The organism is Pseudomonas sp. ES3-33, assembly GCF_000952175.1.
GTDB classification, from domain to species: Bacteria; Pseudomonadota; Gammaproteobacteria; order Pseudomonadales; family Pseudomonadaceae; genus Aquipseudomonas; species Aquipseudomonas gregormendelii.
Genome location: NZ_JZRI01000104.1, coordinates 102,324 through 125,105, shown reverse-complemented (window position 1 = coordinate 125,105; position 22,782 = coordinate 102,324). Strand labels below are relative to the sequence as shown.

The window sequence follows — 22,782 nt, the reverse complement described above, 5'->3', positions numbered from 1 at the left end:
TTCGGCGGACGCTTATAGATCTCCGAAGCTTCGTGCGTGTCTAGAAACCCGGGGGCGATTCACCACATTTGGAAGCGCAAAGTGGCAGCAGCGGCCTTACAAAACTACAGCTTCGTCACAAAAGTCCGCGCCTGATACAGCGCAAAGCTGCTAAGCACGATAATAAGGGCGACTGCGAGCATGTCGGCCCCCGGAAAACCCCAGAATTCAGACATAGTGCTTCCTTATTGATAATAGTAAGTAGCAACAACCATCAGGCCAGCGCAGTGTCGCGCATGCGTTGACGACCAAAGTCGTTAACCCTGAATTTGAACAGCACTCGGCCGGCACCAAAATAGGCCTGATCATCTAGCTTCTCCTCAACACTTTCGATGATGCCGCTGGAGAACAGGTCCGTCAGGGTGACACGGGTGTTACCGCGCCAGTAGGCACCGCTAATACCGTACTCACTCATCAGCGTATCGGTGATTTGCCAGTCCCAGATACCGACGTCCTGCTGATCGTTGATCAACTGGAGAATGCGGCCCTTCATATGCAGTTTATTCATGGCTTGCTCCCATCATCACGAGGTAACTGCATCAGCGGCAGTGCCAGTTTTTTTGCGGTCGGTTGATACGGCGCGCACGACTTCGAGCACCTCATCACTTTCGGTGAACATCACAAACCCGCCCGCCACAAACAGCACCAAACCTGCCAGGAAGTTCCACTCGGGAAACTTCAGCGTGAAGGCGGCGAGGAAGATCACCGCAAACAAACCATACAGCGCGGCAATAGCTTGCCCGCGGCCGACGCCAATCAGTGGGAACGACTTGTACCAAGAGACGTAGCAGAAGGCGAAAGTCACGCCCGCTAACGTCAGCCAGCCGATGGCGGCCCAATTGAATGTGGCGACCACGAGTTCGACTACCGGCTGATCGGTAAACAAATAGATGGCAGGCAAAATCAGTGCGACCCAATACAGCACTTCAGCGGTAAAACGCACTGTAATGCCTACATCCGGGTCGGCAACATCGAGCCCGCGACCGGCGATTGCGCCCTCTACACCCCAGCCAATAGCAGCCATTGCACCGCCTAAATAACCCAGCCAGCCGGTGTCACCGGTGCCGGTGATTTCAGCAATGATGCCGGGTGCATACACCGTCACACCGCCGGCTAAGATGATGAAAATACCCACAGCTGCACGCAGGGTGATTTTCTCCTGGTACCAGAGCCTGGCCAGCGTTGCGCCGATGACGGGGTACATCAATGCGGAAATCGCCGCGAAGGCCCCGCCGATATAACCGATCGCCAAATACGAGCCAAAGATGGCCATCGGGCCGCCAAAGATGGCGCCGATGAAGAACCACTTAGAGATGTAACGCATCTGTTTGATGGTGCGAACGTACTCGCCCCACTTGCCCAGTACCCCGTTCCAAACGAACAAGAAGAACAACACGGCAACGGCGTTGAAGGTGGTCAACACGGCTGCCGCCAACAGGAACTCGGCATTGGTGTCGTACTTCAGGTCTACATAAGGCGCTTCGAACCAAACCGCGGAGCCTGGCACGTACCAAGCCCCCCAGAGCACGGCGCACCACAACGCCCACGTAAAACCCCAGCGGATGCTGCTGGTGGTAAAGCGCGACCGCGCCTGGCTCAGGCTTGGCTGATTCATGTAGATACCTTTGCTGGCTTCGATTGCTTGCCGTGCAGGAAGGCTTCCAGTGAATCGTCCATCGCATCCATCCACGGCGTGTGATGCACGGGCGCCATGGTGCCGGTCAGCGTGGAGCGGTAGCTTTTGTTGCGATAGCCGAGGATGTCCGCTGCTTTGTGATGCTCCCACTCCTTGAAAATATCAGACACGGCGAGAACATCGAAGGGTGGGTAATCGGTCGACTCAAGCAGGTCGAGTATGTAGGCACCCTGATAGTCGATGGCTTCAAAGGGATCAGCCACTTGCTCTTCGCGGGCCACCCATTCACGGGTGTCGCTGGCCATGGCTTGTTCTGCTGGCAGCTTGATACGACCCAGCATAATGTCCCGGGCATACCAGGCCTGGGCATCGAACATGTTGAAGGTGTAGTACTGATCCTGCATGCCGAGGAACATTAGCTTCGGATTAGCCAAAGACACGATGCCTTTGTACAAACCTTCCGGGTACAGCCGGTTGTGCGTGGTCAGCGTCAGCTCGTTGGGCAGAAACGGGAAATGATGCCGATACCCGGTGCACAGGATGATCGCGTCGACCTCTTTGCTGGTGCCATCCTTAAAATGTGCGGTCTTGCCGACCACACGGGTGAGCAACGGCACTTCGGCAAAGGACTCTGGCCAATCAAAGCCCATAGGCTTGGTGCGATAGCTGAAAGTAACCGACTTGGCGCCGTACTTGTGGCACTGCGTGCCGATGTCTTCTGCCGAGTAACTGCTGCCAACCAGCAGCAAGTTTTTGCCTTGGAACTCGCACGCATCGCGGAAATCATGGGCGTGCAATACGCGACCGGGAAACTGCTCCAAGCCTTCGAAGTAAGGCGCGTTGGGCGTCGAAAAGTGTCCCGTGGCAACGATTACGTGATCGAATTCTTCGGTGATCAGTTGGTCTTGGTTGAGGTCGCGCACGGTGACTGCGAACTTGCTGGTGCTCTCGTCATAGGCAACCCAGTGCACCGCTGTATTGAAGCGGATGTGCTGGCGCACGTTGCTTTTGGCTACGCGGCCGATGATGTAGTCACGCAACACGGCGCGTGGCGGATAGGAAGGAATCGGCCGGCCGAAGTGTTCTTCGAAGCTGTAATTGGCGAACTCCAGGCATTCCTTGGGGCCGTTTGACCAGAGATACCGGTACATGCTGCCATGGACGGGCTCGCCATACAGATCCAAACCAGTGCGCCAGGTGTAATTCCACATACCGCCCCAGTCACTCTGCTTTTCGTAACAAACGATCTCGGGGGATTCAGCGTCGTCGCAATGGGCGGCTTCGAAAGCACGTAACTGTGCCAAGCCGCTAGGGCCGGCGCCAAGAATGGCAACTCTAAAAGTCATAAAGACTCCTTCCTTCAGGCGCTTCATCGCACGCGGGATCTTGGCCCAAGCGACGACTGAACGCGGAAAAGAGTGACGCTCGTACCGGTATCGGTCGGGCCATCAAGCTCTGAGTGATGCGCACTAAAATCGGCTTAACCGATGGCGCGATGTGATGAAGGCTGCATCTGTCGGTGAAACAGAAGGCCGGGGGTGGGCAGGCCACCAATGAAGCGAAGGTTCTCGAGAAAACGCTGGAAGGCAGCGTTCGATCCGGTCAAACAGGAGAAAAAGTGCTTGAAACCGTTCACAACGTTAACACAGCTGACGTAGGGATAAGCCTTTTTCCTGCAAATAACCATTGATGATGGTGAAGATCGCATGGGCCAATTTATGTATTTCCAGCAGGAGCCGAAGGTCATGATCGTGGTGTCTTCGGAGGTAGGCGCGCTGAGGGTCAGGCGTGCAGACTGGCGTATTGGCGTGATTTCATACAGCGCTTCCATCGTCGGGTCGCTCAGGGAGAGCCAGTTTTGCAGCAAATGAATGCGCAACATGGTTTCCAGCGGATAGGGTTTTCGACCACCGGTCGCGGTAGGGAAGGCAGTTACCTGCTGCCCCCGCACAGATCCGTACGTGCGGAACTACCACATACGGCTCGTGCCGAGTCTGCACGGCTGGTTTTGAGTTTGTCCGATAGCAAGAAAGCCCAAACATAAGGTTGATAGAGTCAGTCTTATGTTCGGGCTTTTACGCTGCAGGCCTCGCTGCGTTTTACCCTGGGCAAAGGTTGCTTTACCTCAAGACGCAAAACTCAGGGTTTATTTCCTGATGTTATCGGAAGCCCTCTACTCTCTTGAAGAGGCGGGCTCTTTGTCCATGCGCCGCGCGATGACATCAAGAACGTCGCATCCGTCGCGCAGCGGGATACATCAGAGCAAAGCGAAGTCACTGAGGATTACAGAGTCGGTGTTGATGTCACCACGCATCGCGAGATTTTCCAGCATTTGGGTGACGGCACCAATTGTATAGCTGGCGGTGCTGAGTAGAGAATGGAGCGGCTGCGTGGTATTCACGTAAAGCGAAGGAAGGTCGTCGGCGTTGCTTGTTAAAGCCATGTATTCATTCATGAGTAAATCTCCACTATTTAGAGGTTTACCAACCAATCGTCGCCAAATGAAGGGGTGGCAACTGTACGCAGGTTGGCGAACCGGAGTGGAAGCCGGCAGACCCGAAGGTCTCCCGCGCACAGCTGCCATTACGACAACTTTGCGCATGCAAAAACGCCTGCAACGAAGCAAACGCTTTTGCATTCCACTGCGGGTCGCCAAACCCGGACGCCATATGGGCGACGGGCGGACTATAAGTCGCGTCGGGGTGCTGTGCAAGGGATTGATGGAGATGGGGATACCGAGAGCAATGCAGGATTTTTCACGAGCCCCGTGAAGCACAGGACACCGTTTCCCCCTACGATAAGGGATCGGCAAACGGGTAAAAGGGAGGCGGCCGAAACGAGCAGCCAGGCTTGAAGAGCGACGACGAGCAACTGGTGGTGCCGAATAACCCGGCTGAGTCGATCATCGAGCTGGATGATGGGCATGTGGACGTGAAAGTGGTGAGCAAACAGGTTCGCGATCGCCAGGCCCGCTTCAAAAACCGCAAGGCCCTCTCCAGACGGTGCCATGACGATACCCTGGTCCTTGCCGACGGCCACAACGGCGACTGGACTCCGCATGACCTGCGTCGTACGGGGGCGACCATGATGCAAGCCTTAGGCGTTAGCCTGGATGTCATCGATCGCTGCCAAAATCATGTACTGGCCGGCTCTCGGGTGAGGCGCCATGACTTGCACCACGACTATGCACAAGTGAAGAAAAACGCCTGGAACCTGTTAAGCGACCGACTCAGTACCGTGCTGTCCTCAACTTACGAGCACACGCCAAACGAGTCGATGTTGTCTTTTCCATCGTAAGCGGCGACAGCGACCCATCGCTTGCGGTAATCGTTCGTTGCTGACTTACCGAGCGGCCTGATTGACCCCGGGCAGCGCGCCCGGGTTTCACAAACCGGTTGCTCCTAGTTACCCTGCGCCCGCGCTTTGAAACCATGAAAAGAGGTAAACGCGGCCACCGGTTCGCGGTGTGTCTGCAGGCTGTTTTCCGGAGCGTCGCGGTCTTCATGCCCCAGTGCGATACCGCACACCAGAATATCCTCGTCCGCGAGCGGCACATGGCGGCGGACGATCTGGTGATACGAGGCGAATGCTGCCTGTGGGCAGGTGTGTAATCCCTGGCCGCGAGCGGCGAGCATGATGTTTTGGATAAACATGCCCAAGTCTATGTAGCTGCCGGTATTGAGTCGGCGATCAAGGCTGATCAGCAAGCCGATCGGCGCGTCGAAGAAGTGAAGGTTGCGCAGGTTCTGGCGCTCGCGTGCCTGCAGGTCGTTGCGGTCGATGCCGAGCGCTTCATACAGACCAAAACCGGAGGCGCGGCGACGGCTCTGGTAGGGCTCGAACCAGCTGTTCGGATAGTACTGATATTCGGGATCATGTCCCTCGGCCTCAAGCGCCGTGGATTCCAGGATATCGCTACACAGCGCCTGCTTGGCATCGCCGGTCAGCACATGCACATGCCAGGGCTGTAGATTGTTTCCGCTGGGCGCCCGTGAAGCTACTTGCAAAATATGTTCAATCACCGGTTTCGAGATGCCCAGGGGCAGGAAGCGGCGGACCGACTTGCGTGAACGTATGGCATTATCTACATGCATGGATAGTCTCCGGATTTAGAACAAATAGCCCTAGGCACGCGTTCTGCTTCGATTTTCTGTGATTGGTGACGGTACTGATCAATCAGTCCGGTTCAGCATCTCTATCAGGTTGCGAGTGATGGTGCTTGCCTGGTCTAGCCTTGGGCGCCGGGTCAATACCTATTGACCGAGCCGGGCACATCGCCGGTGGCAATCAGCCTGAAGGCGGTTGATTATTTCGTCCGGCACCTCGAACCAATCACTGTGTTCATACCCGGAAAACCGAGGATTGCTGCTGACCCACTAACGCAGTTGCTGCACTGCGACAGGCGCGAAAAAACGCACCTGGCCTGACCAACCAGTTGCTGATATAGATGTGAAATTCCACATCCCTGAAGATCAGCGAGCCTATCGCGGTGCCGTGCTTGGGCACGGTACGCCAGCACGAGAAATGGCCCTCTACGAACAATCTGTATTCAGAACCACTCGGCCAATCACTTCGCTCAGGCTTGACACCCACATGGGTATCGGGCCTAGCGAAAAACCTTTTCAGGCTAGCATCAGAAAAATGCCTGGATACCGGTCTGCGCGCGGCCGAGGATCAGCGCATGCACGTCATGGGTGCCTTCGTAGGTGTTGACCACTTCCAGATTGACCAGATGACGGGCCACGCCGAACTCATCACTGATGCCGTTCCCACCCAACATGTCCCGCGCCAGGCGCGCGATGTCCAGGGACTTGCCGCAGCTGTTGCGCTTCATGATCGAAGTGATTTCGACCGCGGCAGTGCCTTCGTCTTTCATCCGTCCCAGGCGCAGGCAACCCTGCAGGGCCAGGGTGATTTCGGTCTGCATGTCCGCCAGTTTTTTCTGGATCAACTGGTTGGCAGCCAACGGTCGACCAAACTGGTTGCGATCAAGCACGTACTGGCGCGCCGTGTGCCAACAGTCTTCGGCCGCACCCAGCGCGCCCCAGGCGATGCCGTATCGCGCCGAATTCAGGCAGGTGAACGGACCGCGCAGGCCGCGCACTTCAGGGAAGGCGTTCTCTTCAGGGCAGAACACGTTGTCCATGACAATTTCGCCGGTAATCGACGCACGCAGCCCAACCTTGCCGTGGATAACCGGAGCACTCAGACCCTGCCAGCCCTTCTCCAGGACAAAGCCGCGAATCTGGCCTTCGTCGTCCTTGGCCCAGACCACAAAGACATCGGCGATCGGGCTATTGGTGATCCACATTTTGCTCCCGGTGAGACGGTAGCCGCCGTCGACTTTTCTCGCCCGGGTAATCATTGAGCCCGGATCAGAACCATGGTTCGGTTCGGTCAGACCGAAGCAGCCAATGTAATGACCGCTGGCCAGCTTCGGCAGGTACTTCTGTTTGGTGGCTTCGTTGCCGAACTCATTGATCGGCACCATCACCAGCGAGGACTGCACGCTCATCATCGAGCGATAACCAGAGTCCACGCGCTCGACCTCACGGGCAATCAGGCCATAGCACACATAGTTCAGACCGCTGCCACCGTAGGTCTCGGGAATGGTGGCGCCGAGCAAGCCGGTCTCGCCCATCTCGCGGAAAATCGCAGGGTCCGTCTGTTCGTGACGAAAAGCCTCCAGCACCCGGGGCGCGAGCTTGTCCGCCGCGAACTGTTGGGCACTGTCGCGGACCATGCGCTCTTCTTCGGTGAGTTGCTGATCCAGCAGCAGTGGGTCGATCCAGTTGAAGCTTGCCTTGTTGGCCATGGGTAATTCTCCGGGTTAGTTCTTGTGATGTTTGTTAGTCGAGGCGTTCAATTACGCAGGCAATGCCCTGGCCCAGGCCAATGCACAAGCTGACCAGGGCGAAGCGCCCGTTGCTGCGTTCCAGTTGACGCACCGCGCTGTAGGCCAGACGGGCACCAGAAGCACCGAGCGGGTGACCGATGGCAATGGCACCACCGTTTGGGTTCAGGCGCGAATCATCGAAGGCCACGCCGAGTTGTCTGGCACAGCCGAGCACTTGCGCGGCAAACGCTTCGTTGATTTCGATCAGGTCCATGTCGGCCAGGCTCAAGCCTGCGCGCTGCAAGACCTTAGTGCAGGCAGGCACCGGGCCGAGGCCCATCAAGCGCGGTTCGACACCGGCCACGGCACCGGCCAGGATGCGTGCGCGCGGCTTGAGGCCGGCCTTCTCACCGATGGCGCGCGAGCCAATCAGCAGCGCAGCAGCGCCATCGTTGATGCCCGAGGCGTTGCCGGCGGTAACAACGCCGCCGGCAAACAGAGGCTGCAGGCCTGACAGCACTTCGAAGTTACTTTGGGGACGCGGATGCTCGTCACGTTCGACCCGCTTCGGTGGCTGCTTGCGCCCTTGGGGGACCTCGATCGGCAGAATTTCACCGGCCTGGAAACCGTCCCGCACCGCCGCGTCGAACAGCACCTGACTGCGAGCGGCGTAGGTGTCGGCTTCTTCGCGAGTGATGCCCAGTTCATGAGCGATGTTGTCCGCCGTCTGCGGCATCGAATCGGCACCGAACCCGGACTCTACCTTCGGGTTGGGAAAGCGAGCTCCGATGGTGCTGTCGTAGACATGGAAGTCACGGGACCAGGCGCTTTGCGCCTTGGCCACCACGAACGGCGCCCGGCTCATGCTCTCGACGCCGCCTGCAATAAACAGCTCGCCTTCGCCGGTGCGCACGGCGCGGGCAGCATCAAGCACGGCGGCGAGGCCGGAGCCACATAAACGATTGACGGTCAAACCGCCCACGGCCGTCGGCAGACCGGACAACAGAGCCACATGACGCGCCAGGTTGCGCCCGTCCTCACCGGCCTGGCTGCTGCAGCCAGCGATCAGGTCTTCATAGTCGCCCACGTCGAACGGGTTACGCGCCACCAGGGCACGCACCACACTGGCCAGCAGGTCATCGGGGCGCACACCGGCCAAAGCCCCTGCGTGGCGACCGAACGGCGAACGCAAACCATCATAAATATAGGCCGTCATGCTCAATCCTCAGCAGTGGTCAGTGGCAGGCCGAGCTGGACCCGGCGACGCAGCCAGGGGCTGACCCGATAGCGTGGCTCCTGATACAGCTCATGCAGTTGGTGCAGGATCTGCTGGATCTGCAACGCACCGTAATGGTCACCGAACCCCAGCGGGCCATGGGGGTAACCGAGGGCCAACTGCACCGCACGGTCCAAAGTGGCGGGCTCGGCGATACGGCGCTGGGCAATCTCGCAGCCCAGGTTGACGATCCCGGCGAGCACACGCTGGGCGATGAAGCCCGGCGAGTCATTGATGACCTCCACCGGTACGCCATCGGCGCCCAGGGCCTGGCGTGCCTGCGCCAGCACCTGCGCGTCGAGCGCCGGTTGGCGCATCAGTACGCGGCGCGTGTCGAAGCCGACGAAGGTCTCCAGCGCCAGGCTGCGTCGCGGCGGCAGTCGCTTGCGGGCGATCACGCTGCTGGCATCCTCGCCCAGCGGCGTCACCAGGCAGATGGCGCTCGCACTGGGCTGATCACCCTGTTCCAGCACCACGCCGGCAACATACAGAACCGCCGCTATCCGCTCGCGCATTGTCGAGTCACCGCAGTCCAGCCAGAATGGCTGGGTGATGGCCACCTGCGGCGGCGTCTGCTGCGCTTCCTCCACGACACTGCCATCCTGGTAGCGATAGAAGCCCTGCCCTGTTTTGCGCCCCAACAAGCCACTGGCCAGACGGGGTGGCACCAGCGCCGACGGGGTGTAGCGCGGGTCCTGATAAAACTGGGTATGAATCGACTCCATCACCGCATGGGAGACGTCGAGGCCGACCAGGTCGTACAGCTCGAACGGCCCCATGCGAAATCCGAGGCAGTCCTTGAGGATGCGATCGATTTGCGCCGGGGTGGCAATCCCCTCGCCCAGGATACGCAATGCCTCCGGACCGAAGGCCCGACCGGCATGATTGACTAGGAAACCCGGAGAGTCTGGCGTCGTCGCGGCAAAATGTCCCGCATGCCCGGCCAGTGTCGCCAGGCGTTCGATCACCTGCGGATCGGTCAGCTCGCCGCGTACCACTTCGACGATCTTCATCAGTGGCACCGGGTTGAAAAAGTGAAACCCGGCCACCCGCTCGGGATGCTGACAGGCACTGGCAATCAGGCTCACCGACAAGGAAGAGGTGTTGGTCGCCAGCACCGCATCGGCCCTGACCACTTGCTCCAGCGCGCGGAACAGCCCCTGCTTGGCGTCGAGGTTTTCAACGATCGCCTCGATCAACAAATCACAATCGGCCAGGGCCTCAAGGCTTACGGCCGGTCGCATGCAAGCCAGTGCGGTCGCCAGTGCTTCACTGCTCAACTTGCCCTTGGCTGCGGAGCGCTCAAGCAAAGCCCGGTTGGCTTGCAGCGCCTCTTCCGTCGCTTCGCTGCGGCTGTCGTACAGCAGAACCGGAACGCCTGCGGTGGCGAACAACTGAGCGATCCCCCGGCCCATGGCGCCGCTTCCGATCACACCGATTTGTTTGAAAGTATTCACAAGCACCTCCTCAGATCGCCCGTTCCAGTTCCGGCACGGCGTCGAACAGATCCGCCACCAGGCCGTAGTCGGCCACCTGGAAGATCGGCGCCTCTTCGTCCTTGTTGATCGCCACGATGACCTTGGAATCCTTCATGCCAGCCAGGTGCTGGATCGCGCCGGAGATGCCCACGGCGATGTACAACTGCGGCGCCACGATCTTGCCGGTCTGGCCGACCTGCATGTCGTTCGGCACAAAACCGGCATCGACGGCGGCGCGCGACGCCCCAACGCCCGCGCCGAGCTTGTCCGCCAGCGCATAAAGGTGTTTGAAGTTGTCGCCGTTCTGCATGCCACGCCCACCCGACACGACGATCTTCGCGGCGGTCAGCTCCGGGCGATCGGACTTGGCCAGTTCTTCACTGAGGAAAGTCGACTGACCGCTATCGATGACCATGGCGAGCGTTTCGATGACGGCTTTTCCACCTTCGGCGGCAGCGGCGTCGAACCCGGTACCGCGCACAGTGATCACCTTTACGGCGGCAGACGACTGCACCGTCGCGATGGCGTTACCTGCATAAATCGGGCGCTTGAAGGTGTCGGCGCTTTCGACCGCGATGATCTCGGAGATCTGGTCCACATCCAGTTGCGCGGCAACTCGCGGCAAAATGTTTTTACCGTTACTGGTGGCGGCAGCCAGGATGTGGCTGTAGCGGTCAGCCCCTGCTTCTTGAACAAGAGCGACTACCAAAGGAGCGACGTTTTCCGGCAGTTGGTGAGCGTAGGCGGCGTTGTCGGCCAGCAGCACTTTCGTCACGCCAGCCACCTTCGCCGCCGCTTCTGCCACGGCACCAGCGCCCTGACCTGCGACCAGCACATGAATGTCGCCACCGATCTGATGCGCAGCGGTCACTGTATTAAGGGTGGCAGCTGCCAGTGCTGCGTGGGTGTGTTCAGCGATAACCAGGATAGCCATTAGATTACCTTCGCCTCGTTTTTCAGTTTCTCGACCAGTTCGGCCACCGACTTGACCTTGATCCCGGCGCTACGAGCGGCCGGCGCTTCGACTTTCAAGGTGTGCACGGTGCAAGCGCAGCTGACGCCCAGAGCGCTGGGCGTGAGCACCTCTAGCGGCTTCTTCTTGGCTTTCATGATGTTGGGCAGCGACGCGTAGCGCGGTACGTTCAAACGCAGGTCGGTGGTGACGATGGCCGGCAGTTTCAGAGCAACCGTCTGTGCGCCGCCGTCAATTTCGCGGGTCACCGCAACGCTGTCGCCGCTGATGGCGACTTTCGAAGCAAAAGTGCCCTGACCGTAGCCGCTCAACGCGGCAAGCATCTGGCCGGTCTGGTTGTTATCGCTGTCGATAGACTGCTTGCCGAGGATCACCAGTTGAGGCTGTTCCTTGTCGACAACAGCTTTCAATAGCTTGGCCACGGCCAGGGAAGTCAGATCTTCGGCAGATTCGACGAGGATGGCGCGGTCGGCACCCAGGGCCAGCGCCGTGCGCAGTTGCTCCTGTGCCGCACTGCTGCCGATGCTCACGACCACAACCTCAGTGGCAATGCCCTGCTCTTTGAGGCGTACCGCTTCTTCCACGGCAATTTCACAGAAGGGATTCATCGCCATCTTGACGTTGGCCAGGTCGACGTCGGAGTTGTCCGCCTTGACGCGGACCTTGACGTTGAAATCCACCACACGCTTTACCGCCACCAGTACTTTCATAGTGTGTTCCCGTCTTGGCGCGGTGACCTGTGCCCGAGGCGGTCACCGCTTTTGCAGTGATTGATCAGGCGCTGCGCAGCAAGTCTGCGTAGGCCTGCAAATGGTGGTCGTCATCACCCAACTGATGACCCAGCATCACTAGGCGCTTGGCGTGATGGGCCAGGTTGTATTCCCAGGTCATGCCGATACCACCGTGCAACTGGATCGCTTGCTCGGCGATCAGGCGTGCGGCGCGGACAATCACGAATTTGGCGGCGGCTAGTTGCCGGCTGCGCTCATCGCTATCGGCCTGATCGGCCACGCAGGCGGCAAGGATTGCCATCGAGGTGGCCATTTCCAGTTCGCCACGCATGTCGGCCATGCGGTGTTGCAACACCTGGAACTTGCCGATCGGCGCACCGAACTGTTTGCGCGTCTTGAGGTAGTCGAGGGTCAGGCGAAAGGCTTCCTGCATGCCGCCGATGGCTTCGGCGCACTGTCCAGCAATGGCTCGGCCCTGCTGATAACGCAAGGCCGGCAAGGCCTCGCCGACATCGCCCAGCAGCGCAGCGCTGGCCACAAACACATCGTCCAGGATCAGGTCGCTGGCACGCGGGCCATCGATGCAGGGGTAATCGCGACGCTGCAGCCCCTGGGCTTGCGCCTTGACCAGAAACAGGCTGATGCCTTGTTCGCAACGAGCATCACCGCCGGTGCGCGCCGACACCAGGATCAACGCCGCACTGGCAGCGCCAACCACAGCAATCTTGCGTCCGGACAGACACCAGCCCCCCTCGACCGGGCGCGCCTGGGTCAGCACATCGTGCAATTGGTAGTGGCTTTGCAGTTCTTCCAAAGCCACCGCCAGTTGCAGCGAGCCTTCAGCCACTTGCGGCAACAGGTCTGCCTGCTGGCTGGCATCGCCCAGTTGCTGCAGCAGACCGGCCGCGTGAATCTGCGACTGCAAGAACGGCTCCAGGCACAGGTTGCGACCGAGCTCGGTCATGATCAGCATGTTGTCCACGCCGCTGCCACCGAAGCCGCCATGTTCCTGGGCAACCGGCACCGAACACAGGCCCAGTTCGGCCATCTGGTTCCAGAACGCCGGGCTCATGCCGGCTTCGCTGTGGTAGTAGCCTTCGCGGGCTTCGAAGCTGTAGTGATCGCGGGCCAGTCGGGCCACGGTATCTTGTAGCATCTGCTGCTCGGAGCTGAGTGTGAAGTCCATTGCTTACCTCCTTAAAGCTCAAGAATCATCTTGGCGATGATGTTCTTTTGAATTTCATTGGAGCCGCCGTAGATAGACAGCTTGCGCAGATTGAAATACTGGCTGGCGGGGGCGGCGCTGTAGTCGGTGTGCAATGGGGTTCCGGCAAAATCGTCATGCAGTTCCGCTTCGACGAAAGGCAACGCCTTGGCGCCCAGCGCCTTGCGCAGCAAGTGGCTGATGGCCTGGCGGATTTCCGAACCCTTGATCTTCAGGATCGAACTTTCGGCGCCCGGAACCCCGCCGGCCTGGGCTGCGGCGAGGATGCGCAGGGTGCTCATCTCGATGGCCAGCAGCTGAATTTCCACTTCGGCGACCTGCAAGCGAAACTGCGGGTCGTCCAGCAACGGCCGACCGTTGCGCAGCTCCTGCTCGGCGACCTGCTTGAGGTGTGCCAGTGCGGCCTTGGACTGGCCGATGCCGGCCTGCCCGGTGCGCTCGTGGGTAAGCAGGTACTTGGCGCAGGTCCAGCCCTGATTCTCTTCACCCACCAGGTTTTCCAGCGGTACGCGGACGTTGTCGAAGAAGACTTCGTTGACTTCGTGCTCGCCTTCAAGGGTGATGATCGGCCGCACGCTGATACCGGGCGTGGTCATATCGATCAGCAGGAAGGAAATGCCCCGCTGCTGCTGGGCTTCGCTGTCGGTGCGCACCAGGCAGAAAATCATGTTGGCGTGCTGGCCCAGGGTGGTCCAGGTTTTCTGGCCGTTGACCACATAGTGGTCGCCCTGACGCACGGCGCGGGTCTTGAGGCTGGCCAGGTCCGAGCCTGCGCCCGGTTCGGAATAGCCCTGGCACCACCAGTCTTCGCCGGACAGAATCCGCGGCAGGTAATGCGCCTGCTGCACTGGGCTGCCGAACTTCATGATCACCGGCGCAACCATGTTGACGCCGAAGGAGATCAGGCGCGGCGCACCGAAGGCGGCGCATTCCTCTTCGAAAATGTGTTTTTGCACCACGCCCCAGCCAGTGCCTCCAAAGGCCCTTGGCCAATTGGCTGCGTACCAGCCGCGCCGGGCGAGGATCCGCTGCCAGCGTTGGTGGTCTTCTTTGCTCAGACGCTTGCCCAGGCGAACTTTGGTGGCGATGTCTGCCGGCAGCGCGTCACGAAGAAAGGCGCGCACCTCAGTGCGGAACTCAAGTTCGGCAGGTGTGTAGTGAATGTCCATGCAAAGTCCTCGATCGATGGTCAGGCCAACACCAGGCTGGCCGCGGGTTCAGCTCTGGCGGTTCTTGGCCGCCTGGCGCCGGGCAAAGAAGTCTTCGATCAGCGCCGCGCGCTGGGGTGAGGCCATGCATTCGAGAAACAGCGCGCGCTCATGTTGAAGGCCTTCGATCAAGGGCAGCCGGGTCGCCGCCTCGATCGCGGCGACGCAGCGCGGCGCTGAAAAAGAATCGGGCCGAGTGCGGGCGATGTCGCTGCGCTGCGCGGCAAACAAGGCGTTCGCCTCGGCAGGTTCAGTGGGCACCGCAGCCTGGCCAACGCGCCGCACGGGGGCCTTTTCGGCCAGCAGTTGCCGGGCATGCTTGAGGCCAGCAACCAGCGGCTCGTCGCTGTACAGAGCATCGACAAGGCCAAGATCCAGCGCTTGTAGCGCCTCGATCGGCTCTCCTCCGATGATCATCTCCAGCGCTGTGGCCACACCTACCAGGCGCGGCAGGCGCTGGGTGCCGCCACCACCGGGCAACAGACCCATGCGGGTTTCGGGCAAGCCAAGCCGGGTGGCGCCGTTGGCAATGCGGTAATGACACGCCAGGGCAACTTCCAGTCCGCCGCCCAGCACTGATCCGTGCAACACCGCCAGCACAGGCTTGTTGCAGTTTTCAATTGCCAGGGTCAGTTCTTGCAGGATCGGCGCTTGGGCAGGCTGGCCGAACTCGCGAATATCAGCACCGGCGATAAAAGTCTTCCCTGCGCAACAGAGCATGATCAACTCGACCTGCTCGTCGCGCTGCGCCTCCATGAAGGCTGCCAGCAGCCCGGCGCGTACGGCGTGGCCCAAGGCATTGACCGGCGGGTTGTTGACCAGGATCAGGGCCACGCCGCCCTCGCGGGTCAGTTGCACGACTGAAGTCATCGGACAGCTCCTATTGCTCTTGTTGTTTGTATGTTGCTGGTCCATCAATCGCGGGAATCAGCGATGGGTCCACACTGGCTTGCGCTTCTGCGCGAAGGCCTGCATGCCTTCCTTCTGGTCCTGACTGGCGAAGCTGGCGTGCATCAAGCGCCGCTCGAACTGCACACCCTCGGCCAGCGTGGTTTCGAAAGCGCGATTGACCGCCTCCTTATTCAGCTTTACCGCAATGGCCGGGTGACCGGCGATTTGCGCAGCCACGGCCAACGCTTCATCGAGCAGATCGGCCAGGGGTACCACACGGCTGATCAATCCCAGGCGCTCGGCCTCATCGACCTCCATGAAGCGCCCGGTCAGGCACAAGTCCATGGCCTTGGCCTTGCCGATGGCCCGGGTCAGCCGTTGGGTACCACCGGCACCGGGCAACGTGCCTACCTTGACTTCGGGCTGCCCAAAACGGGCGTTGTCGGCGGCGATAATCATGTCGCACATCATCGCCAGCTCGCAGCCACCGCCCAGTGCCAGACCGGCAACCGCTGCAATCACCGGTTTGCGGCAGCGAGTGACGGTTTCCCAGTTGGCCGTGACGAAATTCTCCAGGTACACATCGGCAAAGCCCTTGAACTGCAATTCGCTGAGGTCGGCGCCGGCCGCGAAGGCTTTGTCGTTGCCGGTAATGACGATGGCTCGAATCTGCTCGTCGGCCTCGAAGGCAAGCAACGCCTGGCCCAGCTCGATCATCAAGGCGTCGTTGAGCGCGTTGTAGACGGCCGGGCGATTAAGGCGGATCAGGCCAACGGCCGCTCGCTGTTCGACAAGGATGTTCAGGAAAGCCATGTCACCTACCTCTTGTTATTCGGGGCTGGCTTCGACTATATCCACCGAAAAATATAAAGACAACATGTTGACATATTAATTTTCAAAGCATTATCTTCAGCACATCGAAAGGGCACATCCAGATTCAATGAAAACAATAACCGCAACCCTGAAGAGTCGACCTCGAAATGAATATCTGCACAGGCTCACCACCAGATCGTCATTCCAGAACTAGTGCGCATAATGACATGTCCATTACAGATTTATGGAGCACGCAGCTTGTCCGAGGCGCAGATGACCTCGCCCTGACCAGCTATCAGGCGGGTGAGGACAGTCCTGTCTCGTTTACCTACGCCGAGCTGAATACGGTGGTCACTCGCATGGCAGCCGGGATGGCCGCCATGGGTGTGGAAAAAGGCGGCGTGGTGTCTTGCCAGTTACCGAACTGCTGGCAGATGACCGCCTTGCTCCTGGCCTGCGCCCGCCTCGGTGCGGTGTTCAATCCGCTGATGCCGATCTTTCGTGAGCGCGAGTTGCGCTTCATGCTCGACCACGCCCGCAGTCACTTGCTGATAGTGCCGCAACGCTTCCGGGGGTTCGATTACGCCGGCATGGTGGAAGGCCTGCGCGCAGAACTGCCGGAACTGCGCCACGTACTGGTGATCGGTGCTGACGGCGACAACAGCTTTGAACAGCAACTGCTGAACCAGGAATGGGAAACACGCTGCGATACCCAGAGCCTGTTTGCCCAGCGCCACCCCCATGCCGATGACATCGTCCAGCTGCTCTTTACCTCCGGCACCACCGGCGAGCCCAAGGGCGTGCTGCATACCTCCAGCACCCTGCTGAACAACGTCGGCCCCTACGCCGAACGCCTGGCGCTAGGCCGCGACGACATCATCTTCATGGCCTCACCCATGGCGCATCAGACCGGTTTCCTGTACGGCATGCTGATGCCCATCTACCTCGGTGCGTCAGCGGTATTGCAGGATGTCTGGGATGCGCACATCGCGCTGAAGATCATCGCCGCCGAGCGCCCGACCTTCACGATGGCGTCGACACCTTTTCTCGCCGACCTGATCGAGCTTGCGCCTGAGCATCGTGATGCGCTGTCGAGCCTGCGGATTTTTGTCTCGGCGGGCGCGCCGATTCCGGAAAACCTGGTGGAAAAGGCGGGCAACAGCCTCAACGCGAAAATCGTCTCGGCCTGGGGCATGACCGAAACCGGTGCCGTCACCATGACCCGCCCGCAAGACGATCCCCAGCGAGCCATTTTCAGCGACGGCGTGGCCCTGCCCCTGGTGGCAGTACGGGTGGTCGACGATGCCGGGCTTGAGATTCCAGCTGGCAGCGAAGGTCATCTGCAAGTCCGCGGCGCCAGCCTGTTCGTCGGTTACCTCAAGCGCCCCGATCTTTATAGCGTCGATGCCCAGGGCTGGTTCGCCACCGGTGACCTGGCCCGCATGGATGACCAGGGCTATATCCGCATCACCGGGCGGACCAAGGATGTGGTCATTCGTGGCGGCGAAAACATCCCGGTAGTGGAGGTCGAGAACCTGCTCTACAAGCACCCGGCCATTTCGGCGGTGGCACTGGTCGGCTGCCCCGACGAGCGTCTCGGTGAACGTGTCTGTGCCTACGTCACCTTGCATGGCGGTTATACGGACCTGAGCCTCGAAGACGCCGTGGCCTTCCTGGTCGAACACCACCTGTCGCGCAACTACTTGCCCGAATACCTGGAAGTGCTGCCTGCCCTGCCCCGCACACCGTCCGGAAAAATCCAGAAATTCAAACTGCATGAGCGGGCCGCGAGCATTCGCATCGACCCGGTCAGGCGCCGCTGACGCACTCACTCGAATCATGCATTACAACTGACTTGGAGAATGCCCCTATGAAAGGCCTTAGTGGAAAAACCGTGATCATCACCGGCGGTGGCGGTGGCATCGGTCGCGCCGTCTGCCAGCGTTTCGCCGCCGAAGGCAGCCTGGTTGCCGTGCTCGATCGCGACAGCGCCGCCGCGCAAACCACCGTCGACCTGATCCGCGAAGCCGGTGGCAAAGCGGTTGCCTACGCCGCCGACATCGCCGATTACGCCGCCATCACCGACACCGTGGCCTCGATCGAAAAAGACCTGGGCGTACCGACGGTTCTGGTCAACAACGCCGGTTTCGACCGTTTCATGCCCTTCCTCAAGACCGAGCCCAAACAGTGGGAGCAGCTGATTGCGATCAACCTGACCGGTGCCCTGAACATGCATCACGTGGTGTTGCCGAAAATGCTTGAGGCCGGTGGCGGCAAAGTCATCAACATCGCTTCCGATGCCGCCCGCGTCGGCTCCTCGGGCGAGGCCGTGTACGCGGCCTGCAAGGCGGGCCTGGTGGGCTTGAGTAAAACCCTGGCGCGGGAACTGGCGACCAAGAACATCAACGTCAACGTGGTCTGCCCCGGCCCGACCGACACTGCGCTGCTCAAGAGCGTGGCCGAAACCTCCAGCAACCCGGAAAAGCTTCTGGAAGCGTTCAAGAATGCCGTACCGATGCGTCGCCTCGGCCAGCCCGAAGACTACCCGGGCATCATCGCCCTACTCGCCAGCGACGATGCCAACTTCATCACCGGACAAGTGATCAGCGTGTCCGGCGGACTGACGATGGCCGGCTAAGCCCGACGACCCACTACCAGGAGTTATTGCAATGAACTACGAAGACATCCTCTACCAGGAACTCAACGGCGTCGCCACCATCACCATCAACCGCCCGGAGCGCTACAACGCGTTCCGCGGCCAGACCTGCATGGAGTTGCTCGACGCCTTCAACCGCGCCGGCTGGAACAAGGAAATCGGCGTCATCGTCTTCACTGGCGCTGGCGACAAGGCTTTCTGCACAGGCGGCGACCAGGGCGCCCATGAAGGACAGTACGACGGTCGCGGCTTGATCGGCCTGCCGGTCGAAGAGTTGCAGAACCTGATCCGCGAAGTGCCCAAGCCGGTGATCGCCCGGGTCAACGGCTTTGCCATCGGCGGCGGGCACGTATTGCACGTGGTCTGCGACCTGAGCATCGCCTCCGACAAAGCCGTATTCGGCCAGGTCGGCCCCAAGGTCGGCTCGGTCGATCCGGGTTACGGCACCGCGTACCTGTCTCGCCTGATTGGCGAAAAACGTGCCCGCGAGATCTGGTACCTGTGCCGCAAGTACAGCGCCCAACAGGCACTGGACTGGGGCTTGGTCAACGCCGTGGTGCCTCACGAGCAGCTCGATGAAGAAGTGCAGAAGTGGTGCGAGGAGATTCTCGAGAAGAGCCCGACCGCCCTGTCCATCGCCAAGCGCTCGTTCAATGCCGACAGCGCCAACATCGGCGGTATCGGTGGCCTTGGCATGCAAGCCCTGAGCCTGTACTACGACACCGAAGAATCCAAGGAAGGTGTCGCAGCCTTCAAGGAAAAGCGCAAGCCCGAGTTCCGCAAGTTCTACAAGTGAGCCCTGTGCCGGCAACCATCCCGTTGCCGGCACAGCACCTGAATGTCCTGGAGAGCATCATGAATTTCGCCTTCACAGAACAACAAAATGCCATCCGCGAAAGCGTTGCACGATTCAGCGCCGACGTCCTCGCCCCCGGTTACCGTCAGCGTGATCGCGAGGGCCGCATCGAGCGTGAAGTCATTGCGCAAATGGGCGAAATGGGGCTGCTCGGCGGCGAACTGCCGGCAGCCTTCGGCGGCAGCGACCTGGACTGCGTCACCGCCGGCCTGATCATCGAAGAACTGGCCCGTGGCGACTTCAATGTGGCGTATATCCCGCTGCTGACTTCGCTCAACGGCCAGATCATCGCCCAATACGCCGAGTCCTCGCTGGCCCGAGAATGGCTGGGCGAAATGACCGCCGGGCGCAAGGTTGCCTGCATCGCCCTGACCGAACCCAGCGGCGGATCGGATGCCGCCAGCCTGCGCCTGAAGGCCGAGCTCAAGGGCGATGTCTATGTGCTGAACGGCGAGAAAACCTCCATTTCCATGGCCGACCAGGCTGATGTCGCCGTGGTCTTCGCCCGCACCGGCACCGTGGAACAACGCGCCAGCGGCATCAGTGCCTTTCTTGTACCGATGGACCTGCCGGGCATCAGCACCACGCGTTTCGAAGATACCGGCGAGCGCGCCATCGGTCGCGGCTCGATTTTTTTCGACAACGTCCAGGTACCGGTCAACCATCGCCTGGGCGATGAAAACAAGGGCTTCAAGCAAGTCATGCAAGGCTTCGATTACAGCCGCGCCCTGATCGGCCTGCAGTGCCTGGCCCTGGCCCAGCAGTCGCTGGATGAAACCTGGCAGTGGCTGACCGAGCGCAAGGCCTTTGGCCAGGCCTTGTCAACCTTCCAGGGCTTGACTCACCCTCTGGCAGAATTGCAGACCTACGTGCATGCTGCGCGCCTGCAGTGTTATTACGCCTTGTGGCTCAAGGATAATAAGATGCCGCACAATGCCGAGGCGGCCATGAACAAATGGTGGGGGCCGAAGCTCGCATTCGATGTGGTCAAGCAGTGTTTGCTGGCCCACGGGCACACTGGTTACGGTGAGGATCTGCCGTTTGCCCAGCGCTTGCGCGATGTACTTGGCCTGCAAATCGGTGACGGCACCGCGCAGATCATGAAAAATATCATTGCCCGTGAGTTTGTCCCCCATTGACGCCCTGCCTGCTCTACCAGGCCGGGCGCTCATGCAACCGCGCTTGACCTCACGGAGCCGACAAGGAGCATCCATGAACAACAGCGACACCCGATCCGTCCCGAACAGGTTGTTTTTCCGGTTGTTCCAGACCGGCAACGTCCTGCAAAGGCAGGTCCAGAAAGAAATGGGCATCAGCACGGTGCAATGGGCCGTGCTTGGCGCACTTTCACGCCAAGGCTATGAAGGCGGTATCTCGTTCTTTGAACTGACCGAGTACCTGGTCGTCAGCCGACAAAGCCTGGACGGCGTGCTCAAGCGCATGGAGCGCGACAACCATGTGCTGCGCGTGCCGCACCCGGACGACGGGCGCGCGCGCCTGGTGCAATTGACTGACACCGGAAAGGCGTTCTGGGATTCATTGCAGGAGCGGATCCAGACGTTTTACGAGCAGGGCCTGAAAAGCTTCAGTTTCGACGACGGCATCAGCCTGCTGCATTTTCTCAACAAACTACAAGACGACATGGCGGCCATATCGCTCGGCAACGAGCAGCAAGACGACGAGGCGCAATAGGCTGACCCCATCCTTCCTGCCCTCGCCGAAGCGTCACTGTTCATGAAAACCTGAAAGCCCCTGTGCGGGGCTGCTGAACAACAACTACTCACAGCAGGCAGGAACTTCTCATCATGCGTACAGCCAATCCCGTCACCGGGCATCTGGCCGGGCCGACTCGTGCCCGGTATTTCTTGAAAGTCCCTTTTGTCTCGGCGTTATTGCTCACCACCCAGGCCCAGGCGGACCTGCTCGGCGACAGTCATCTGAGCTTGGAAACACGCAATTTCTACATGAACCGCGACTACCGCGATGCGGGTCTGTTTGATGGCCCGCGCCATGACGGGAAACCGCAAAGCAAAGCTGAAGACTGGGCACAAGGCTTCATCCTGCGCGGCAATTCGGGATTCACCGAAGGGACGGTTGGTGTAGGCCTGGATGTACTGGGGCTGGTCGGCGTCAAGCTCGACTCCGGTGGCGGCAGCAGCGGGACCGGCGTGCTGCAGCGCAATCAACGGACCGGCGAACCCGTCGATGAGTACAGCTTCCTGGCACCGACCGCCAAGCTCAAGGTCGCCAAGACCCTGGTTACCCTCGGCGACCACGAACCGGTGATGCCGGTACTGTTTCGCAATGACACGCGCCTGCTGCCACAAACCTATCGGGGTGGCCAGGTCGTCTCCACCGACATTCAGAACCTGAGCCTCACTGCCGGGCAATTTCGCCAGGCCCATCAGCGCGACTCGTCCGACTACGAAGACCTGCGCATGGCGGCCGACGGTTCCACCGGCGGCGTGCCCACCGACCGCTTCAACTATGGCGGAGTGACCTACGCCTTCCTGCCCAACCTAAGTGCTACGTTTTATCGTGCCGAACTGAAGGACAACTACAGCCAGAATGCCGCCAGTCTTCTGTACAAGACGCCTTTAAGCGAAAGCGTCAACTTGAAGGCCGACCTGCGCTACTTCGGCAGCGCTGATGAGGGCCGGACCAACGTCGATAACCGCTACCTGGGCAGCATGTTCACCTTGAGCAGCCGCGGCCACTCCCTGGGCCTGGGCTATCAGAACCAGAGCGGCGACACTGGCCTGCCCTACCTGTTGGTCGCCGACCCATGGGCCTTGAACAACGGCACTTACCAGCCCTTCGTCCGCGCCAAAGAAGACTCATGGCAACTGCGTTATGACTTTGACTTTGCCGTCCTGGGCATCCCCGGGCTCACCCTGATGACCCGCTACATGCGAGGCGATGATTTCGATATTCGAGGGGTTGCCGCCAAAGAGTGGGAGCGTAATACCGACATCGGCTACGTGATCCAGAGTGGGCCTTTACGAAACCTGAGCCTGCGCTGGCGCAACGTCACTTATCGCGGAAGCGAAACGACGGATGTCGACGAAAATCGCCTGATCGTCGCTTACACGTTCAAGTTCTGGTAATCCGTTAGGGTATTGGTCTTCGCCAATTGTCCCTGAATTGGATTCAGACTGCGTGGC

General features: G+C 60.1%; 19 protein-coding genes and 3 pseudogenes. 7 read left to right on the top strand and 15 right to left on the bottom strand.

The genetic code is table 11. The features are described 5' to 3' along the window. Window positions 1-253: 253 nt before the first annotated feature. The 5 genes and pseudogenes from UB23_RS18310 to UB23_RS18295 form a co-directional block, all read right to left on the bottom strand. Complete coding sequence (locus UB23_RS18310) at window positions 254-547, bottom strand: hypothetical protein (RefSeq protein WP_045060703.1); 294 nt, start codon at window positions 545-547, stop codon at window positions 254-256. Between the two features lie 15 nt (window positions 548-562). After that, window positions 563-1,654: a DMT family transporter gene (locus UB23_RS18305; RefSeq protein ID WP_045060702.1), complete on the bottom strand. Its 1,092-nt coding sequence runs from the start codon at window positions 1,652-1,654 to the stop codon at window positions 563-565. After that, window positions 1,651-3,021, bottom strand: coding sequence for a flavin-containing monooxygenase (locus UB23_RS18300; protein WP_045060701.1), 1,371 nt, complete (start codon window positions 3,019-3,021; stop codon window positions 1,651-1,653). The genes UB23_RS18305 and UB23_RS18300 overlap by 4 nt, the downstream gene beginning before the upstream one ends. A gap of 303 nt (window positions 3,022-3,324) precedes the next feature. Further along, window positions 3,325-3,602, bottom strand: a pseudogene (locus tag UB23_RS28690) (transposase); the annotation flags it as partial. 246 nt (window positions 3,603-3,848) lie between these two features. After that, window positions 3,849-4,130, bottom strand: a pseudogene (locus UB23_RS18295) (short-chain dehydrogenase). A gap of 455 nt (window positions 4,131-4,585) precedes the next feature. Here UB23_RS18295 and UB23_RS18290 point away from each other — a divergent pair. Then, a pseudogene (locus UB23_RS18290) lies at window positions 4,586-4,972 on the top strand (site-specific integrase); the annotation flags it as partial. A 104-nt stretch (window positions 4,973-5,076) separates the two neighbouring features. Here the strand turns inward: UB23_RS18290 and UB23_RS18285 are convergent. From UB23_RS18285 to UB23_RS18240, 10 genes are all read right to left on the bottom strand, one after another. After that, window positions 5,077-5,769 (bottom strand): nitroreductase, encoded by a 693-nt coding sequence (locus tag UB23_RS18285; protein WP_045060700.1) that lies wholly within the window; start codon window positions 5,767-5,769, stop codon window positions 5,077-5,079. Between the two features lie 539 nt (window positions 5,770-6,308). Then, a complete protein-coding gene (locus UB23_RS18280; protein ID WP_045060699.1) occupies window positions 6,309-7,490 on the bottom strand; it encodes an acyl-CoA dehydrogenase in 1,182 nt (393 codons plus the stop codon). 34 nt (window positions 7,491-7,524) lie between these two features. Next, window positions 7,525-8,727, bottom strand: a complete 1,203-nt coding sequence (locus tag UB23_RS18275) for a 3-oxoadipyl-CoA thiolase (RefSeq protein ID WP_045060698.1) — start codon at window positions 8,725-8,727, stop codon at window positions 7,525-7,527. A 2-nt stretch (window positions 8,728-8,729) separates the two neighbouring features. Continuing rightward, window positions 8,730-10,244, bottom strand: a complete 1,515-nt coding sequence (locus tag UB23_RS18270) for a 3-hydroxyacyl-CoA dehydrogenase (protein ID WP_082069210.1) — start codon at window positions 10,242-10,244, stop codon at window positions 8,730-8,732. 10 nt (window positions 10,245-10,254) lie between these two features. Further along, window positions 10,255-11,199 (bottom strand): electron transfer flavoprotein subunit alpha/FixB family protein, encoded by a 945-nt coding sequence (locus tag UB23_RS18265; RefSeq protein ID WP_045060697.1) that lies wholly within the window; start codon window positions 11,197-11,199, stop codon window positions 10,255-10,257. Continuing rightward, window positions 11,199-11,948 (bottom strand): electron transfer flavoprotein subunit beta/FixA family protein, encoded by a 750-nt coding sequence (locus UB23_RS18260; protein WP_045060696.1) that lies wholly within the window; start codon window positions 11,946-11,948, stop codon window positions 11,199-11,201. The genes UB23_RS18265 and UB23_RS18260 overlap by 1 nt, the downstream gene beginning before the upstream one ends. Window positions 11,949-12,012: 64 nt before the next feature. Further along, the gene (locus UB23_RS18255; protein WP_045060695.1) at window positions 12,013-13,155 is read right to left on the bottom strand and encodes an acyl-CoA dehydrogenase family protein; all 1,143 of its coding nucleotides are present in this window, start codon (window positions 13,153-13,155) and stop codon (window positions 12,013-12,015) included. An 11-nt stretch (window positions 13,156-13,166) separates the two neighbouring features. After that, on the bottom strand, window positions 13,167-14,363 hold the full coding sequence (locus tag UB23_RS18250) for an acyl-CoA dehydrogenase family protein (protein WP_045060694.1): 1,197 nt from the start codon (window positions 14,361-14,363) through the stop codon (window positions 13,167-13,169). Window positions 14,364-14,411: 48 nt separating this feature from the next. Beyond that, window positions 14,412-15,272: an enoyl-CoA hydratase/isomerase family protein gene (locus UB23_RS18245; RefSeq protein WP_045060693.1), complete on the bottom strand. Its 861-nt coding sequence runs from the start codon at window positions 15,270-15,272 to the stop codon at window positions 14,412-14,414. 57 nt (window positions 15,273-15,329) lie between these two features. After that, on the bottom strand, window positions 15,330-16,106 hold the full coding sequence (locus UB23_RS18240; RefSeq protein WP_045060692.1) for an enoyl-CoA hydratase: 777 nt from the start codon (window positions 16,104-16,106) through the stop codon (window positions 15,330-15,332). A gap of 227 nt (window positions 16,107-16,333) precedes the next feature. Between UB23_RS18240 and UB23_RS18235 the strand changes: the two genes are divergently transcribed. The 6 genes from UB23_RS18235 (at window position 16,334) to UB23_RS18210 (ending at window position 22,725) form a co-directional block, all read left to right on the top strand. Next, window positions 16,334-17,929: an AMP-binding protein gene (locus UB23_RS18235; RefSeq protein WP_152644292.1), complete on the top strand. Its 1,596-nt coding sequence runs from the start codon at window positions 16,334-16,336 to the stop codon at window positions 17,927-17,929. Window positions 17,930-17,976: 47 nt separating this feature from the next. After that, entirely contained in the window at window positions 17,977-18,744 is a 768-nt protein-coding gene (locus UB23_RS18230; protein ID WP_045060690.1) for an SDR family NAD(P)-dependent oxidoreductase, read from the top strand. 31 nt (window positions 18,745-18,775) lie between these two features. Continuing rightward, window positions 18,776-19,558 carry an enoyl-CoA hydratase-related protein gene (locus tag UB23_RS18225; RefSeq protein WP_019689441.1) on the top strand — a complete coding sequence of 261 codons (783 nt, stop codon included), beginning with the start codon at window positions 18,776-18,778 and terminating at the stop codon, window positions 19,556-19,558. 59 nt (window positions 19,559-19,617) lie between these two features. After that, window positions 19,618-20,757 (top strand): cyclohexanecarboxyl-CoA dehydrogenase, encoded by a 1,140-nt coding sequence (gene aliB, locus UB23_RS18220; RefSeq protein ID WP_045060718.1) that lies wholly within the window; start codon window positions 19,618-19,620, stop codon window positions 20,755-20,757. A 73-nt stretch (window positions 20,758-20,830) separates the two neighbouring features. Next, entirely contained in the window at window positions 20,831-21,310 is a 480-nt protein-coding gene (locus UB23_RS18215; protein ID WP_045060689.1) for a MarR family winged helix-turn-helix transcriptional regulator, read from the top strand. A gap of 113 nt (window positions 21,311-21,423) precedes the next feature. Next, window positions 21,424-22,725 (top strand): OprD family porin, encoded by a 1,302-nt coding sequence (locus UB23_RS18210; RefSeq protein ID WP_052673004.1) that lies wholly within the window; start codon window positions 21,424-21,426, stop codon window positions 22,723-22,725. The last annotated feature ends 57 nt before the right edge of the window (window positions 22,726-22,782 follow it).